The organism is Mycobacterium montefiorense, from assembly GCF_025823255.1.
Taxonomy (GTDB): domain Bacteria; phylum Actinomycetota; class Actinomycetes; order Mycobacteriales; family Mycobacteriaceae; genus Mycobacterium; species Mycobacterium montefiorense.
In genome coordinates, this window is record NZ_JACKVL010000018.1 from 74611 (window position 1) to 90037 (window position 15427).

15 protein-coding genes are annotated in these 15427 nt (G+C 64.3%); 11 read left to right on the forward strand and 4 right to left on the reverse strand.

The window, feature by feature from the left end:
* The first annotated feature begins 246 nt into the window (after positions 1-246).
* From H7K34_RS26185 to H7K34_RS26195, 3 genes are read left to right on the forward strand one after another with little or no spacing between them, the layout of a single operon-like run.
* Positions 247-1869, forward strand: coding sequence for a class I adenylate-forming enzyme family protein (locus tag H7K34_RS26185; RefSeq protein WP_264064957.1), 1623 nt, complete (start codon positions 247-249; stop codon positions 1867-1869).
* Positions 1856-2629, forward strand: a complete 774-nt coding sequence (locus tag H7K34_RS26190) for a class II aldolase/adducin family protein (protein WP_264064959.1) — start codon at positions 1856-1858, stop codon at positions 2627-2629. Before H7K34_RS26185 ends, H7K34_RS26190 begins: the two co-directional genes overlap by 14 nt.
* Before the next feature lie 57 nt (positions 2630-2686).
* Positions 2687-3955 carry an amidohydrolase family protein gene (locus tag H7K34_RS26195; protein ID WP_264064961.1) on the forward strand — a complete coding sequence of 423 codons (1269 nt, stop codon included), beginning with the start codon at positions 2687-2689 and terminating at the stop codon, positions 3953-3955.
* Positions 3956-3974: 19 nt separating this feature from the next.
* Here the strand turns inward: H7K34_RS26195 and H7K34_RS26200 are convergent, their stop codons facing one another.
* The gene (locus H7K34_RS26200) at positions 3975-4370 is read right to left on the reverse strand and encodes a hypothetical protein (protein WP_264064963.1); all 396 of its coding nucleotides are present in this window, start codon (positions 4368-4370) and stop codon (positions 3975-3977) included.
* 222 nt (positions 4371-4592) lie between these two features.
* Between H7K34_RS26200 and H7K34_RS26205 the strand changes: the two genes are divergently transcribed.
* Both H7K34_RS26205 and H7K34_RS26210 read left to right on the forward strand, forming a co-directional pair.
* Positions 4593-5411: a class I SAM-dependent methyltransferase gene (locus H7K34_RS26205; protein WP_264064965.1), complete on the forward strand. Its 819-nt coding sequence runs from the start codon at positions 4593-4595 to the stop codon at positions 5409-5411.
* Positions 5412-5558: 147 nt separating this feature from the next.
* Positions 5559-5783: a hypothetical protein gene (locus H7K34_RS26210; RefSeq protein ID WP_264064966.1), complete on the forward strand. Its 225-nt coding sequence runs from the start codon at positions 5559-5561 to the stop codon at positions 5781-5783.
* Positions 5784-5807: 24 nt separating this feature from the next.
* Here the strand turns inward: H7K34_RS26210 and H7K34_RS26215 are convergent, their stop codons facing one another.
* The gene (locus tag H7K34_RS26215; RefSeq protein ID WP_264064968.1) at positions 5808-6827 is read right to left on the reverse strand and encodes an NAD(P)H-dependent flavin oxidoreductase; all 1020 of its coding nucleotides are present in this window, start codon (positions 6825-6827) and stop codon (positions 5808-5810) included.
* A gap of 105 nt (positions 6828-6932) precedes the next feature.
* Between H7K34_RS26215 and H7K34_RS26220 the strand changes: the two genes are divergently transcribed.
* The 3 genes from H7K34_RS26220 to H7K34_RS26230 are packed head-to-tail and all read left to right on the forward strand — an operon-like array spanning position 6933 to position 10788.
* Positions 6933-8543 (forward strand): arylsulfatase, encoded by a 1611-nt coding sequence (locus tag H7K34_RS26220; protein ID WP_264064970.1) that lies wholly within the window; start codon positions 6933-6935, stop codon positions 8541-8543.
* 33 nt (positions 8544-8576) lie between these two features.
* Positions 8577-9788 (forward strand): FAD-dependent oxidoreductase, encoded by a 1212-nt coding sequence (locus tag H7K34_RS26225; RefSeq protein WP_264064972.1) that lies wholly within the window; start codon positions 8577-8579, stop codon positions 9786-9788.
* 10 nt (positions 9789-9798) lie between these two features.
* Positions 9799-10788 carry a Gfo/Idh/MocA family protein gene (locus H7K34_RS26230; RefSeq protein ID WP_264064973.1) on the forward strand — a complete coding sequence of 330 codons (990 nt, stop codon included), beginning with the start codon at positions 9799-9801 and terminating at the stop codon, positions 10786-10788.
* Between the two features lie 3 nt (positions 10789-10791).
* On the opposite strand, the gene H7K34_RS26235 is transcribed toward H7K34_RS26230, so the two are convergent.
* Both H7K34_RS26235 and H7K34_RS26240 read right to left on the reverse strand, forming a co-directional pair.
* Entirely contained in the window at positions 10792-11610 is an 819-nt protein-coding gene (locus H7K34_RS26235; protein ID WP_264064974.1) for a sugar phosphate isomerase/epimerase family protein, read from the reverse strand.
* Positions 11607-12179, reverse strand: a complete 573-nt coding sequence (locus H7K34_RS26240) for a SecDF P1 head subdomain-containing protein (protein ID WP_264065042.1) — start codon at positions 12177-12179, stop codon at positions 11607-11609. Before H7K34_RS26240 ends, H7K34_RS26235 begins: the two co-directional genes overlap by 4 nt.
* A gap of 185 nt (positions 12180-12364) precedes the next feature.
* Here H7K34_RS26240 and H7K34_RS26245 point away from each other — a divergent pair, with 185 nt between their 5' ends.
* The 3 genes from H7K34_RS26245 to H7K34_RS26255 all read left to right on the forward strand — a co-directional run bounded on the left by H7K34_RS26245 (position 12365) and on the right by H7K34_RS26255 (position 15373).
* Positions 12365-13072 carry a TetR/AcrR family transcriptional regulator gene (locus H7K34_RS26245; RefSeq protein WP_264064975.1) on the forward strand — a complete coding sequence of 236 codons (708 nt, stop codon included), beginning with the start codon at positions 12365-12367 and terminating at the stop codon, positions 13070-13072.
* A gap of 262 nt (positions 13073-13334) precedes the next feature.
* Positions 13335-14537, forward strand: a complete 1203-nt coding sequence (locus H7K34_RS26250) for a cytochrome P450 (RefSeq protein WP_264064977.1) — start codon at positions 13335-13337, stop codon at positions 14535-14537.
* Positions 14537-15373: a mycofactocin-coupled SDR family oxidoreductase gene (locus tag H7K34_RS26255; protein ID WP_264064979.1), complete on the forward strand. Its 837-nt coding sequence runs from the start codon at positions 14537-14539 to the stop codon at positions 15371-15373. The genes H7K34_RS26250 and H7K34_RS26255 overlap by 1 nt, the downstream gene beginning before the upstream one ends.
* Positions 15374-15427: the final 54 nt, after the last annotated feature.

The window sequence follows — 15427 nt, forward strand, 5'->3', positions numbered from 1 at the left end:
CCCGCACCCGGAGCGCCGGGGGATAGCGGCGGCGCCCTTCCGGTCAAACCCGCCGGAGGCGGCGGTGGCTGCATCCTCGGCCTGAACTGTGGGCCGATCAACCCACCGCGACCGCCGCCCGCACGCCGCCATCCGAGTGTCCCGCACGGTCCGCAACCGGGCGCTCCTGCGCCTCAGAATCCATAGCAGGACACGGCCGCGCCAGCCCGACAACCGAATCACGCGCGGTTTTCCTATCATTTCCTAATGAGCGCCGGTGAGCTGGATACCGTAGGCTCGCCGGCTTTCACCGACGAGGACCCGGCCCGGTTTCGTGCGGCCGGATGGTGGTCGGATTCGACGCTGTCGGATGCGGTGCGCCGCAACGCCGAACATTCAGCCGACCGTCTCGCCTACTCCGACGAGCCCGGAACCTCCCTGACCTGGCGTGAATTCGATGCTGCGGCAACCAGTTTGGCCAATCAGCTGGCCGGTCTCGGCATTGGGCGTGGCGATCGAGTTGCGGTCTGGCACGGCGATTCCAGCGGAATCCACGTGTTGTTCGTCGCTATCGAACGCTGCGGCGCCGTTGTCGTCGGCATCGGCGCTCGGGCCGGCACCCGTGAAGTGGGCGCGCTACTGCGCAATGCGGAGCCAAAGATCCTGATCAGCGACCCCATGCACCGTGATGTCGCGGCCCGCGCGGCAGCCGAATCGTCGGTTCGGATGCTGGCGCTGGGGCAGGGCGCGGGTCTGCCGCGCCTGGACTCCGACGTACCGAGCAAGGCGGTCGCGGCCGAATCTCGACTCGGCGCCGACGACGTTTTTCTGATCAACTCCACCTCAGGGACCACTGGCCTGCCCAAGTGTGTTGTGCATACGCAGAACCGGTGGCACTACTTTCACCAGAAGGCGGTTGCCAACGCGCTGTTGAGGTCCGACGACGTGTTCTTGCCGGTCATCCCCACGCCTTTCGGCTTCGGCATATGGACCAGCCACACCACCCCGATCTACCTCGGCGCCAGTTCGGTGATCCTGCAGCGCTTCACCACGCACGCTGCGTGTGAGGCGATAGCGCGCCACAAGGTAACTGTGTTGTGTTGTGTTAGTTCGCAATTGACGATGCTGATGGCCGACCATGAGTCTCGGGATTATGATCTGAGCTCGCTGCGTGTCGTCTTCACCGGGGGCGAGGCGATACCGTACCGGCCCGCCGCCGAATTCGAACAGCTGACCGGCGCGAAGATCCTGCAATTTTACGGTTCGAATGAAACCGGTCTGCTCAGCGCGACGACTCTCGACGACTCCGCGGAACGTCGACTGCGCACTGGCGGCCGGATCGTTCCCGAAATGGCGGTCCGGCTGTTCGATGGGGATCGAGATGTCACCGCGACGGGCCGAGGCCAGCCGGCCTGCCGGGGCCCGGCGACCAGCCTCGGCTATCTCGGCGGTACCGACCACGACAAGCTGTTCACTCGCGACGGGTGGATGCTGATGGGCGATATCTGCGAACTCGACGCCGATGGCTACCTCACGGTCACCGGCCGAACATCCGATTTCATCCTGCGTGCCGGCAAGAACATCAGTGCATCGCAGGTCGAGGACGCGGTGATGACCCATCCGGCGATTGCGCTGGCGGCGGCGGTGGCGATGCCGGACCCGGTATTCGGGGAGAGGGTCTGCCTGTACGCCGAGCTCGCCGACTGCGCAACGATCGACCTGCCCACCCTCGTCGAGCACCTGCTGGCGCTGGGGGTTTCCAAAGAGCTTCTGCCCGAACGGCTCATCGTCGTCGACGAAATACCCCGGTCGTCGGGCGGAAAGGTCGCCAAAGGCGAGCTCCGCGGAGATATTCGAGCAAGGATGGAGGCCGATCATGAACACGCCTAATCCACGACGAGGCGGCTTGCAGGTGTGGGCGCCGTCGGTCGTGCCTCCGATCGGTGTAGATCTGTCCAACGAGCAGGCGCTCGCCGTGGCCTTCCGCCACCTGGCCGGCACCGGATTTTCCGAAAACATGGCCGGACACATCACCTGGCAGCTCGACGGGCAAACCGACATGCTGGTCAATCCGTGGGGCCTGTGGTGGCAGGAACTCACCGCGTCGGATATCTGCCAGGTCGACAGCGACGCCCGGGTGGTCAGTGGTCGTTGGGATGTCACGCCGGCGATCCACATTCACACCGAGCTGCACCGGTTCCGCGAGGACGCCCGGGTAGTCATTCACAATCATCCGTATTACGTCTGCGTGCTCGCCGCGCTGGGCAGGCTGCCCGAACTCGTGCATCAGACCGGTTCGCTGTTCCTGGATGACCTGTGCCTCGTCAGCGAGTACGACGGTGAGATCGATAGCCCCAACCGCGCAGCCGATCTTGCGGCGCGCATCGGTGGCGCCAATTTGACGATTCTGGCCAACCATGGCGTCATCGCGACCGGTCGCAACCTGGCCGAGGCGGTATACCGGGCGGCGTCGATCGAGCGGGTATGCAAGCTGGCCTACGACGTCATGCTCACCGGCAAGGAGCCGATCGCGATGGACTGGTCCGACACGGCGGGCATGCAGCGATCGCTCATCGAGCGGGCCGCCGACGTGTATTGGGCTGGGGCAGCGCGTATGACGATCAAGGCGGATCCCGATGTGCTCAGCTGAGTCCGTCGTCGAGCCGTCGCCGCACACCAAATGCTCTGCCAGCGAGGAGGTTGATTAGTGAAAGCGATTGACGAGCTGGCGACCAATCTGAATTTCACGACAGCTAAAACCGGCGACGAGCGGTCAGTTACGTTCCTGCCGGACCCGCCGCGGGCGCCACGCCGCTACACCGTGATCTCGGTCGACGATCACATTGTCGAACCTCCGGACACGTTCACCGGCCGACTGCCGAGAAAATTCGCCGACCGGGCGCCTCGGGTCGTCGAGACCGACAGTGGCGGACAGACCTGGGTTTACGACAATCGGGAACTGCCCAACGTCGGGTTCAACGCCGTCGTCGGGCGGCCGGTAGCGGAGTACGGTTTCGAACCGGTCCGATTCGACGAAATGCGCAGGGGCGCATGGGACATCCATGAACGCGTCAAGGACATGGATCTCAACGGCATCTACGCGTCGCTGAACTTTCCGTCGTTCCTGCCGGGCTTCGCCGGCCAGCGGCTGCAGCAGGTGACCAAAGATCGCGACCTGGCGCTGGCGTCGGTTCGCGCCTGGAACGACTGGCATCTCGAGGTGTGGGCCGGATCGTATCCGGAACGGATCATTGCATGCCAGTTGCCCTGGCTGCTGGACCCCGACCTCGGCGCCCAGATGATCCGCGAGAACGCCGAGCGCGGCTTTCACGCCGTCACGTTCAGCGAGAACCCCGCGATGCTCGGACTGCCGAGTATTCATTCAGGCCACTGGGATCCGATCATGGCCGCCTGCGCCGAAACCGAAACGGTGGTGAATCTGCATATCGGATCTTCGGGCTCCTCGCCATCGACCACCGAGGACGCACCGCCGGACGTACAGGGCGTGCTGTTCTTTGCTTACGCCATTTCGGCGGCCGTCGACTGGTTGTACTCCGGATTGCCCAGCAGATTCCCGGATCTCAAGATCTGCTTGTCCGAAGGCGGAATTGGCTGGGTGGCAGGCTTACTCGATCGTCTTGACCATATGCTCAGTTATCACGCGATGTACGGCACTTGGCAGGCGCTGGGAGAGAAGCTCACTCCTGCAGAGGTTTTCACCCGAAACTTCTGGTTCTGCGCGGTCGAGGACAAGTCGTCGTTCGTGCAACGCGACCGAATCGGTATGGACAACATCATGCTCGAAGCCGACTATCCGCACTGTGACTCGACCTGGCCACACACTCAACAAACGATCCACGAAGAGATCGGTGATCTGCCGCCGGACGCGATCCGCAAGTTCACCTGGGAGAACGCTGCGCGCCTGTACCGGCATCCGGTTCCGGCGGCCGTGCAGCAGGATCCCGAGGCGTTCTGACTGCGTCGTACCCCGCCGGTCACTTGCCGGTCTTCGGGCAGGGGCAGTCACCGGAGTCGGCCCCGAACCCGGCCACGGTCTCGGTCCGTGCCGCGTTGCGGTATGACGCGGGCCGCTCCGTCCACGTGCTGTTGGTGATACCGGGTTGACCAGGGCTGTTACGGATCTCTTCGGCCTTCGTGACGGTGCCCGACGCGACAGGTGCCGTGCTGACCGGAGTCTCCGTCGACACTGAGCTGGCCGCCAGGCACGACGGCGTCACGACCCAATCCATGAATTGCCACACCGCGGCAACCAGCGTGATCAGCAGCAAGACCGTCGCGACAGCGTGGGCCATCAGGTAGTAGCAGTATCCGGTCGAGGTTGGTGGTGAACCGTCGCCAGCAGCAACCATTTTGAACGTCACCTGTCGCATCGAGAGGCCCCTTTCTAGACCTAGCGGTGTCACCCGCCACAACCGTTGCTCGATAGTTCTTCGGAGCACACAGGGGCGCCCGGATGGGCACACTTCGGCTCGGCGCGCCGGTACCGGGCGTGAACTGCGCGTTTGAGTCTCGACTGGACCAGGGGTGGCCATCTTGGCGTTGGATGCGCTTCGCTGTCCGTGTGGAGGGGTCGCACTAACGGAGGAGGGACAGTGACGACGTCCAAGGTTGATTTCGGCTCGGTCGAGTGGGGTTCGGTGGAGTGGACGAACCTCGTGACGTTGTACTTGCGCGCCCATGAAAGCCGTTCTCGGCATCCGATTCTGGGTGACCACGCGGCCGCAGCGGCCGTCGACCGGATCGACTACGACTTCAAACGCGTACATCGGATCTCGTTGCCGGCGTCCAACCAGTATCTGGTCGCGTTGCGCGCAAAACAGCTCGACGACTGGTGCGCCGATTTCCTGGCCCGCCACTGCGACGCGGTGGTCTTACACCTGGGCTGTGGCCTCGACGGTCGCGCCTTCCGCCTCGACGTACCACCGGCGGTGCAATGGTTTGACCTCGACCAGCCAGGCGTCATCGACCTGCGCCGCCAGCTGTATGACGAAACCGAGCGCTATCGGATGATCGGCTCCTCGGTGACCGACCCGCAGTGGGTCGATCAGATTCCCACCGGCCACCCGACGCTTGTCGTCGCCGAGGGACTGCTGATGTATATCCAGGAGAGTGAAGTTCGCCAGCTGGTGGCACGTCTGCTCGATCGATTCGACTGCGGTGAAATGCAATTCGACACGCTCTCAGCTCTGGCGCCGCGCATGTCGAAGGTGTTCACCAGGGGGATCATCAAGTGGGGCATCGGCAACGCGCGTGACATAGAGACGTGGAACCCGAAGCTACGACTGGTCGAGCAGACGCCGGCACTGGCCGGCTACCAGAAGATCGACAGCACCGTCGTGCGGTGGATCTACCGCTACTTCAGTGCTTCCCCGTTCGGGCCGTACGACATACTCAACCGCTTTACGTTCTAAAGCTTGCGCCTGGTGGCGCGAATGTTATGTCCGCGCAAATATTTCTCTTTTGCTCTGGGTGATCGGGTGCGGCTCAGCTAGCGTCGATATGCCAGCAACATGCTGGGTATATCGGCCTCAAGGGCGGATGTGAACTGGAGGTGACTGGTGAGAAAGATTATCCCCGCTAGCGTCCTGGCGTTTGCTGGGCTAATAACCACCGGGGTTGGAATTAGCACCGCCGACGAGATTCTGGTCGAGGGCAACTATGCGACTCAGGCAGGCTGCATGGCGGACGGCCCGCACGTCGAGGTCGTCCACCCTGGGACCTGGACGCATTTCTCGTGTGTCCAGCACTCGGATGGCCTGTGGTATCTCTACCTGAGCAACTGAGTCTTTCGGCTGATCGTTAGACGATCACAGACCGGAAGCAAGACGCCGCAGGATGTCCGCGGTGGGTTCCGCGGTGGCGTGCCGGTATCCCGTCCCCGCCCATAGGTGGACATAGTCCGGTTTTCCTGCCGCGGCGGCGGCTTTGCGCAGCGGGCTGGTCAGGTAGTGAATTGCGGGATAACCGAACGGCGCCTGCGCCTCGTAATTATCGATGAACGTGTTGCGCAGTCCGCGGGCGGGACGTCCGGTGAAGGCATGCGTGCGCACCGTCTCGTTGCGGGCGGGATCGGTCAGGGCTGCCTGGTGTGTTGCCGACGCGCCGCTTTCGGTGGCGCGCAGCAGAACCGTGCCGACAATGGCCGCGGCGGCGCCCGCGCGGATCACGTCGGCCACCGCGTCGGGGGTGGCCAGCCCGCCGGCGGCCAGCACTGGGAGCGGTACGGTCGCCGTTACCTGTTTGACGAGGTCGACGATCGGAACCGGCGGCAACGGACGCTGCGGCGAGAACGTGCCAGAATGCCCGCCGGCGACCGCGGCCTGCAACGCCAGCATGTCGACGCCGGCGTCGTGTGCTTGTGCCGCCTCCTGCGGCGTCGTCACCGTTTGGACGACCACGGTGTTGGCTTGCTGCAGCGCGACGATCACGTTGCGCGGCGGGATGCCGAAGGTGAACGACACCATCGGCACCGGATCGTCGAGCAACAGCGCTACCTTCTCGTCGAACCGGTCGTTGTCCTCGATCGGCTCTGCAGGCAGGGTCAGCCCGAACTGATCGGCTTCTTTCTGGATGATCGCGGCATACGCCCGGTAACTGTCCGGATCGACCGGCACCGGGTTAGGCGCAAACAGGTTGATGCCGAACGGGATTCCCTCGGCGCGAACAGTCTTGAGCTCGGCTTCGACAGCCTGGATGGTCTTGTAGCCCGCGGCAAGCATGCCCAGACCGCCCGCCCCGGTCGCGGCTGAGACCATCGCCGGCGTGGTCGGGCCACCCGACATCGGAGCCGCGACCAACGGGATGGACATCTCGAACGGTGCCAACATGGGGATGCCCCTTCGTCGATGTCCGGGCGCGGTGTTTCGCCGAATCGAGCCTAGTCATTTGTCGGTCGTTCCATTCGGGCGCTGGACCTGACAGGATGCTTCAGCGTGAAGCGGCCCAATTTCTTGGTGATCCTGGCAGACGACCTCGGGTTTTCCGACATAGGTGCCTTCGGGAGTGAGATCGAAACGCCCAACCTCGACCGGCTCGCCCACGCGGGGATCCGGCTCACCGATTTCCATTCCGCGCCGGCCTGTTCGCCCACCCGGGCGATGCTGCTGACCGGAACCGACCACCACGTAGCCGGAATCGGCACCATGCTGGAGGTCGCGGTCCCCGGATTTCAGGGTGCGCCCGGCTACGAGGGTTATCTCAACGACCGGGTTGTCGCGCTGCCCGAGCTTCTCCGCGACGCGGGTTACCTGACGCTGATGTCCGGCAAATGGCATCTGGGCCACACGATCGAAAGGTCGCCGTGGGCCCGCGGATTCGAGCGATCGTTCGCGCTGCTACCAGCCGGTGCTAGCCACTACGGTGGTGCCGCGGGACGCGGATTCTCACCCGTGCCAACGCTTTACACCGAAGATGACCAGTTCGTAACGGTGGGCGAAGATTTCTACTCGTCGGATTCCTACACCGACACTCTGCTGGGCTACTTCCGCGACCGCGCGCAGGACGACCGGCCGTTCTTCGCGTACCTGCCGTTTCAGGCACCGCACTGGCCATTGCAGGCACCCGAGGAATCCGTCGCCAAGTATCGCGGCCGTTACGACGCCGGCCCGGATGCGTTGCGTGAGGAGCGGCTGGCCGCGCTCAAGCGCCTCGGCCTGTGTGCCCCCGATGTCGAGCCGCACCCGGTGGTAGCCGACGGCGCTCCGGAGTGGGCCGACATGACGGACGACGAACGCGCGATTTCGGCGCGATCCATGGAGGTCTACGCCGGAATGGTGGACCGGATGGACTGGAACATCGGCCGGGTGATCGACTACTTGGCCGAGACCGGCGAGCTGGACAACACGGTCGTGATGTTCATGTCCGACAACGGCGCCGAGGGTGCGATCGTCGAGGCGATGCCACTGCGCGGCCCCCAAATCGTGGCGCAGATCCAGAAGAACTGCGACAACAGCCTCGACAACCTGGGTCGGCCCACCTCGTTCATCTGGTACGGCCCCCGCTGGGCCCAAGCCGCCACGGCACCGTCGCGGCTGCACAAGGCGTTCACCACCGAAGGCGGGATCCGGGTGGTCGGCTTTTTCACCTGGCCCGGGTTCACGCGTCAAAGCGAGATCGGCACCGCATTCGCAACCGTCATGGACATCGCTCCCACCGTGCTGGAGCTCGCCGGCGTGGAGCATCCCGGCACCTCCTACCGTGACCGCGACGTCGAACCGATGCTCGGTCGGTCGCTGGTGCCGTATTTGTCCGCCGACGCCGAGGCGGTGCACCCGGGCGAAACCGGCACCGGCTGGGAACTGTTCGGCCGCCGCGCGATCCGCCAAGGTGACTGGAAGGCCCTCTACCTGCCCCCGCCGTACGGTCCGGGCGCCTGGCAGCTCTACGACCTTTCCGAGGACCGCGGCGAGATCCACGACCTTGCCCAAGCGCATCCCGACAAGCTGGCCGAGCTTCTCCAGTTATGGGATCGCTACGTCGAGGACAACGGGGTGCTCACCGAGCCCGTGTCGGTTTACGACGTCGACCCGCAGCTGCTGAGCTAATCACGTTTTACAGCAACAGAATTCGAGGCAGCCATGGCTGAAAAGACGACCTGCGCGGTGATCGGTGGCGGCCCGGCCGGGATGGTTCTCGGGCTGCTGCTGGCTCGGACGGGCGTCGAGGTCACGCTGCTGGAAAAGCACGGCGACTTTCTCCGCGACTTTCGCGGTGACACCGTGCATCCGACCACGCTGCGCCTCCTTGACGAGCTGGGCCTGTGGGAGCGTTTCGCGGCCTTACCGCACAGCGAGGTGCGCAGCGCGAAATTCGAATCGGGCGGTCGGTCGGTGACGTACGTCGACTTCGGTCGACTGCGCCAGCCCCATCCCTTTGTCGCGATGGTGCCGCAGTGGGATCTGCTCAACCTGCTCGCCGATGCCGCCCAGCAGGAACCGACCTTCACGCTGCGGATGAAGAGCGAGGCCACCGGGCTACTGCGAGAGGGCGGCCGGGTAACCGGCGTGCGCTACCAAAGCCCCGATGGGCCAAACGAGTTGGAGGCCGAGTTGACCGTCGCGTGCGACGGCCGGTGGTCGATGGCGCGCGCCGCGGCCGGCCTGCAGAGTCGCGAATTCCCGGTGAATTTCGACGTCTGGTGGTTCACGTTGCCGCGCGACGGCGATCAGGAGTTCTCGTTCCTGCCGCGGGTGGGTCCCGGCAAGGCCATGGGCGTGATCCCGCGTGAGGGTTACAACCAGATCGCCTACCTCGGCGCCAAGGGGACTGACGCCGAACTGCGCGCGAAAGGTATCGAAGCGTTTCGTCGCGACGTCGCCGCCCTGTTGCCGGAATCGGCCGCCGCGGTCGCGTCACTGACGTCGATGGACGACATCAAGCATCTCGATGTCCGTGTCGATCGGCTGCGCCGTTGGCACACAGACGGATTGCTGTGCATCGGAGATGCCGCACATGCGATGTCTCCGCTGGGCGGCGTCGGCATCAACCTGGCCGTCCAGGACGCCGTCGCGACCGCGACCATCTTGGCCGAGCCGCTACGGCAGCACCGGGTCACCGATCGGGATCTGGCGGGGGTGCGGCGGCGCCGGTTATTTCCCACCGCGGTTACCCAGGGCGTGCAACGGGTGCTCCAGCGTGGACTCGGGCCGTTGCTGCGCGGCGCCGACCCCACTCCGCCGACGGCCTTCCTGGGCGTGATGCAGCGGCTGCCGTGGCTGTCCTTCTTGCCGGCATACTTCATCGGTGTCGGCGTCAGGCCCGAGCGCGCCCCCGCATTCGCCCGTCGGTAGCGTCGGGTCCATGGCTGAACACCTGCGTATCGGTATCTTGGGCGCTGCCCGGATCGCGCCGACGGCACTCATCAATCCTGCCAGGGACAACGCTGAGGTGGTGGTTGCCGCGGTGGCCGCCCGCGACGGCTCGCGCGCCCGAGCCTTCGCCGCCAAACACGGCATCGCCCGGGTGCACGATGACTACGCATCGCTGATCGCGGATCCGGATCTCGACGCGATCTACAACCCGCTGCCAAACGGCCTGCACGGCAAGTGGACCCGAGCCGCATTGGACGCCGGCAAACACGTGCTATGCGAAAAACCCTTCACCGCCAACGCTGCCGAAGCTCGCGAGATCGCCGAGGTGGCCGCCAAGTCTGATCGAGTGGTGATGGAAGCCTTCCACTATCGCTATCACCCGCTGACATCGCGGGCCCTTGAGATCATCGCCTCGGGGGAGCTGGGCACGCTCAAGCGGGTGGAAGCCTCGCTGTGCTTTCCACTGCCGAAGTTCTCCGACATCCGCTATTACTACCCGCTGGCCGGCGGCGCGACGATGGATGCGGGGTGTTACGCGGTCCACATGATCCGCACGTATGGCGGCTCGACCCCGGAAGTCGTTTCGGCACAAGCGAAATTGCGTGATTCGAAGGTCGATCGAGCCATGACGGCCGAGCTCCAGTTCGCCGCCGGACATACCGGCCGGGTGCGTTGCTCGATGTGGTCGCGGCGTCTTTTCGATATGAGCGCGAAGGTGGTCGGTGATCGGGGAGAGTTGAATATGCTCAATCCCTTGATGCCCCAGATGTTTCACCGAATCTCTGTGCGAACCGCGGATGACAATCGGGTGGAAGGCTTTCCCCGCCGCGCCTCCTACGCCTATCAGCTCGACGCGTTTGCTGCGGCGGTGCTGCGCGGCGAGCCGGTGACAACGAATCCACAGGACGCGATCGAGAACATGACCGTCATCGATGCCGTCTATCGCGCGGCGGGGCTGCCGCATCGTGAGCCGAGCTGAAAGTTATTGCTGCCGTTGATTTAACAACTGGCGGGCTGCTTGGACACACGGGCGCAGCCGATCAATCGGGCTGACCGCGGCCAGCGCCAATGACCGCTGCGGGACTTCGATTTCGAGCACGATGTCGTCGGGAAGCGCGGCAAGGATATCGGCTAGCGGGAGTTCACCCTCGCCCGGAACCATGCGCTCGAACATGGCTTCTTCCATGTAGTTGTCCAAGCGCGGCTGCAAAGTCGTGTCGTTGAGTTGGGCGTAGCCGATGTGGGCGGGATCGACGGCGGCCAGCTGGACTGCGCTGGCGCCGGAGCGAATCAGATGCATGGTGTCGATCAGCAACCGAAAGTCATTCCGGCCGAAGTGATCTCGTGCGGCCAATGCTGTCGGCAGGTCGCCCACTGTCAGGCCGGGTACCGGTTCGACGAGGGTCTCGATGCTGCGCTGGGCGGCCAGCTCGGTGAGCGCGGCGAACTGGTCGAATGTGCGGGCCAGATCGGCGTCGAGGCTGACGACGTTGATCCGGGGCACGCCGAGCTCGGCCAACACATCGAGATCCGCGCCGAATGCCATGATTTCGCTGTCCGGCAGCACCAGGAACCCGTCGCCCAGCGAGGCGGACACACCGCGGTGCTGCATCGCGGCGAGCACCTCCTTACGAAGGGCGGGGTCGTCCTTGAGTGAAAAGGGCGGATAGCCGAGCGGCACCAGCGGCGCGCCCTGTACCACTGCCGAGAAGTAGCGGCAACCAAGGTCCGCGGCAAGGTCGACGAATTCGACTGGCGGAAGCCCGAATCCGTTGAGGAAGCCGATGGCCAGCTCGGTCATGCCGGGCGGCTCGCCAATTGAGCCAATTGGGCGGCGGCCTGAGCCGTTTGGGTCGTCAGCGCGATCTGGCCGGATGTGACCTTTTCTTCGATCATCGGCGCTTCCACGACCAGATCGTCGCGGATGAAGGCGACATGAGCGTGCAGATGTGCGCCGGTGTAGGTCGCCCACGCGGTCGCCGAGGCCGGATCCATCGTCAGATTCACTTCGTAGAAATCGGACGTCAGCGGCTTGGGCGGGTCCACGTGTGTCAGCTCCAATCGCATCGTCTCAGGGCCCAAGGTATAGCGCGTGGTTCGGGCGATGTCGCAGGTGACAAGGGGGTTAGCTGGCGGCGCCGGAACGGCCGGATTCGTCGCCGGGCACTTGTCGGGGGTAGTCGGCTGTGACTTCTCCACCGGCCGAACCGGCAGTGGTGCAATCTTCACGACCGGTGCCACCGGTGGTGGCGTCGGTGCCGCGGTGCTGGCCGAGGTGGCTGCAGGGGCCGGGTGCTGGCTTGTCTGGCAGCCGCATGCCAGCACGCCGAGCAGAATGGCGCTGGCCAGCCTGGCAGTCGTCGTCGACATCATCGATCTCAAGCAAAGTAGGTCGAACGCCGGTTGTCGCCCAATAGGGCGCAGTCGGCGCCAATCGTGATGACACCGTTGCGCTAGCGAGGCGCTACCGGGTGCTTTACGGACACTACGAACATAGAGTATGGTCCTGCTCAGCGAATGTTCAGTTGAAAAGCTTGCCACGAAAGCCGCTGTTGATGGTTCAATACACGTCCGCCACGGCGAAAAGGCGAAAGCCAAATCCCGCGGAGCGTCGCCGCGATCTCTGTGATGCGGCGATCGAGCTGTTGGCCGCTGACGGCGCGAAGGGATTGAGCCACCTCAAGGTGGACCGCAAGGCCGCCGTTCCCGACGGCACCACCTCGTTCTATTTCCGTACCCGCTCGGCGCTGCTTCGTGCGGTCGCCGAACGGCTGGCCGAACTGGATCTGGAACGCCTGCAGTCCATCGCCGACAGCGCCGGCAGCCAGGGCGACAACCCGACACCGTCGCTGCTGTCGCAAGTAGTGATCCAGGCCGGCACCGAGCCGCAGTTGTCCTGGACCAAGGCGCGCTACGAGCTGACGATGCAGGCGGCACGCGATCCCGCGATGGCCGCGATACTGCAGCAAGCGACGGATGCATTTACCAAGCTGCACCGCGAAATTCTTGTGCAACTGATGCCGCACGGGGCCGAACTGGAATCGGCCGTCGTCGAGGACCTGAGCAATGTCACGCTGACGTTCATCAACGGGCTGCTGATGCGAGCCGCTCATGGCGACCTCGTTGTCGGCAGCCCGGAGCAACTCGACGCAATCCTGACGGCGATCGCCACGGGCATCCTGAGGAGTCCGGACAAGGGCCGGCTGACCGTGGCCGGCGACGTGCATTCGGCACGCGGCCGTCGGGCCGCGGGATCCGGCTGATAAACGGGCGACGCGCCGTGTTTCGTGCCTTTGGGTCTTGCCAGAGCACCCGCTATATGGTTCTCTACGAGAATAGAGTAAGTCGACGTTCACGGGCCGTCGGCGAGTCCATTATCAGCCGAGTCCGTGCCTTTGTCCGAGCAAAGCCATTTAAGCGGAATGTACAAATTGCCCGAACCGGGTCCGGCGCTGACTCACTGGCAACTGCAGTGATGTCTGGAACGGGTCGGCCCGCGGAATCGGAAGCGCTAGGAGGGATTTCGTGACGGCGAGCACCGAAAGTCATGTCAGTTTCGATCCATACAATGTCGAGCTCATTGCCGACCCGTATCCGATGTTTGCGCGCCTGCGGGACGAGGCACCGCTCTACTACAACTCCGAATACGACTTTTACGCGCTGAGCCGCTTCGCCGATGTCAACAAGGGCATCATCGACCACGGCACCTACAGCTCGGCGCGCGGCGTGATCATGGAGTTGATCAAGGCCAACCTCGAGATCCCATCGGGCATGCTGATCTTCGAAGACCCCCCGATCCACGACGTGCACCGCAAGCTGCTGTCGCGAATGTTCACGCCGCGCAAGATCGCCGCCCTAGAGCCGATGATCCGCGACTTCTGCGCGCAATCGCTGGATCCGTTGGTGGGCTCCGGCCAGTTCGATTTCGTCACCGACTTGGGCGCGATCATGCCGATGAAGGTCATCAGCGCACTGCTTGGGATTCCCGAAGCCGATCAGGAGTACATCCGCGATCGCGGAAACGCCCAGTTGCGCACCGAGCCCGGCAAGCCGATGAGTGCCGCCGAGCATGGCTTGTCTGTGGGCGAGCAGTTCGAGGCTTACATCGACTGGCGTGCCGAGAACCCGTCCGACGACATCATGACCGAGTTGCTCAACGTCGAATTCGTCGACGAGACCGGAATCACGAGACGGCTGACGCGCCAAGAGATTCTCGTCTACCTCAATGTGGTGGCCGGCGCGGGCAACGAAACAACGACGCGGCTGATCGGTTGGGCGGGCAAGGTTCTCGCGGAGCACCCCGACCAGCGCCGCGAACTCGTCGAGAATCCCGCCCTGATCCCGCAGGCGATCGAGGAGCTGCTGCGCTTCGAGCCGCCCGCGCCGCACATGGCGCGGTATGTAACTCGCGATGTCAGTCTGTATGACCAGACGGTGCCGGAAGGCAGCGTGATGCTGATGCTGCTCGGCGCGGCCTGCCGCGACGAGCGGCAGTTCGGTGCAGATGCGGGCAAATTCAATATTCATCGCGCCGCCCGGCCCCACCTCACCTTCAGTGTGGGAGCCCACTTCTGCCTGGGCTCGGCGCTGGCCCGAATGGAAGGCCGTGTCGCCCTGGAAGAAATCCTCAAGCGCTTCCCGGAGTGGGAGCCCGATCTGGCCAACGCCACGCTCAGCCCGACGTCGTCGGTGCGGGGCTGGGAAACCCTGCCGACACTGGTGCCCTGATGACCGGCCGCGTCGAAGGCAAGGTCGCCTTCATCAGCGGGGCCGCTCGCGGCCAGGGCCGCAGTCATGCGGTGCGCCTGGCTCAGGAGGGCGCCGACATCATCGCGATCGATGTGTGCGGACCGATCGACAACTTGGCTTACCCACATGCCACCCCTGAGGATCTGGCCGAAACCGCAGACCTGGTCAAGAACCTCGACCGTCGCATCGTGACCGCGAAGGTCGACGTTCGCGACTTCGACGGGCTCAAGGCCGCTGTGGACAGCGGTGTCGAACAACTGGGCCGGCTCGACATCATTGTCGCCAACGCGGGCGTGGGCACCGATGGCCGCAGGCTGCACAAGATTCGGGAGAACGTCTGGCAGGACATCATCGACATCAACCTGAGCGGCGTCTGGCACACGGTCAAAGCGGGGGTACCACACATCCTTTCGGGCGGCCGCGGGGGCTCGATCGTGCTCACCAGCTCGGTCGGCGGGCGTAAGGCATACCAGAACACCGGCCACTACGTGGCGGCCAAGCACGGCGTCATCGGGCTGATGCGTGCCTTCGCCGTCGAATTAGGCCAGGACATGATCCGGGTCAACTCGGTGCTGCCCTCGCAGGTCAGCACCACGATGGTGATGAACGAAAACACCTACCGCCTCTTTCGCCCGGACCTGGCCGAGCCTGGGCCCGAAGACTTCGCCCCGATCTCGCAGATGATGCATACCTTGCCGGTGCCCTGGGTTGATCCGGTCGATATCAGCAACGCTGTTTTGTTCCTCGCCTCTGATGAATCACGGTATGTCACTGGTGTTTCGCTTCCCGTTGACGCGGGAAGCTTGCTCAAATAGGCACTCACTCAACTAGGAAAACGACCGCAATAAAGCACGACGAAGTGGAGACAG

Bases quoted from the DNA above. Each gene is read 5' to 3' on its own strand.
- H7K34_RS26255 (WP_264064979.1), top strand. From the start codon at position 14,537: ATGACCGGCCGCGTCGAAGGCAAGGTCGCCTTCATCAGCGGGGCCGCT.
- H7K34_RS26225 (WP_264064972.1), top strand. From the start codon at position 8,577: ATGGCTGAAAAGACGACCTGCGCGGTGATCGGTGGCGGCCCGGCCGGG.
- H7K34_RS26235 (WP_264064974.1), bottom strand. From the start codon at position 11,610: ATGACCGAGCTGGCCATCGGCTTCCTCAACGGATTCGGGCTTCCGCCA.
- H7K34_RS26185 (WP_264064957.1), top strand. From the start codon at position 247: ATGAGCGCCGGTGAGCTGGATACCGTAGGCTCGCCGGCTTTCACCGAC.
- H7K34_RS26215 (WP_264064968.1), bottom strand. From the start codon at position 6,827: ATGTTGGCACCGTTCGAGATGTCCATCCCGTTGGTCGCGGCTCCGATG.
- H7K34_RS26245 (WP_264064975.1), top strand. From the start codon at position 12,365: ATGGTTCAATACACGTCCGCCACGGCGAAAAGGCGAAAGCCAAATCCC.
- H7K34_RS26200 (WP_264064963.1), bottom strand. From the start codon at position 4,370: ATGCGACAGGTGACGTTCAAAATGGTTGCTGCTGGCGACGGTTCACCA.
- H7K34_RS26190 (WP_264064959.1), top strand. From the start codon at position 1,856: ATGAACACGCCTAATCCACGACGAGGCGGCTTGCAGGTGTGGGCGCCG.
- H7K34_RS26240 (WP_264065042.1), bottom strand. From the start codon at position 12,179: ATGTCGACGACGACTGCCAGGCTGGCCAGCGCCATTCTGCTCGGCGTG.
- H7K34_RS26230 (WP_264064973.1), top strand. From the start codon at position 9,799: ATGGCTGAACACCTGCGTATCGGTATCTTGGGCGCTGCCCGGATCGCG.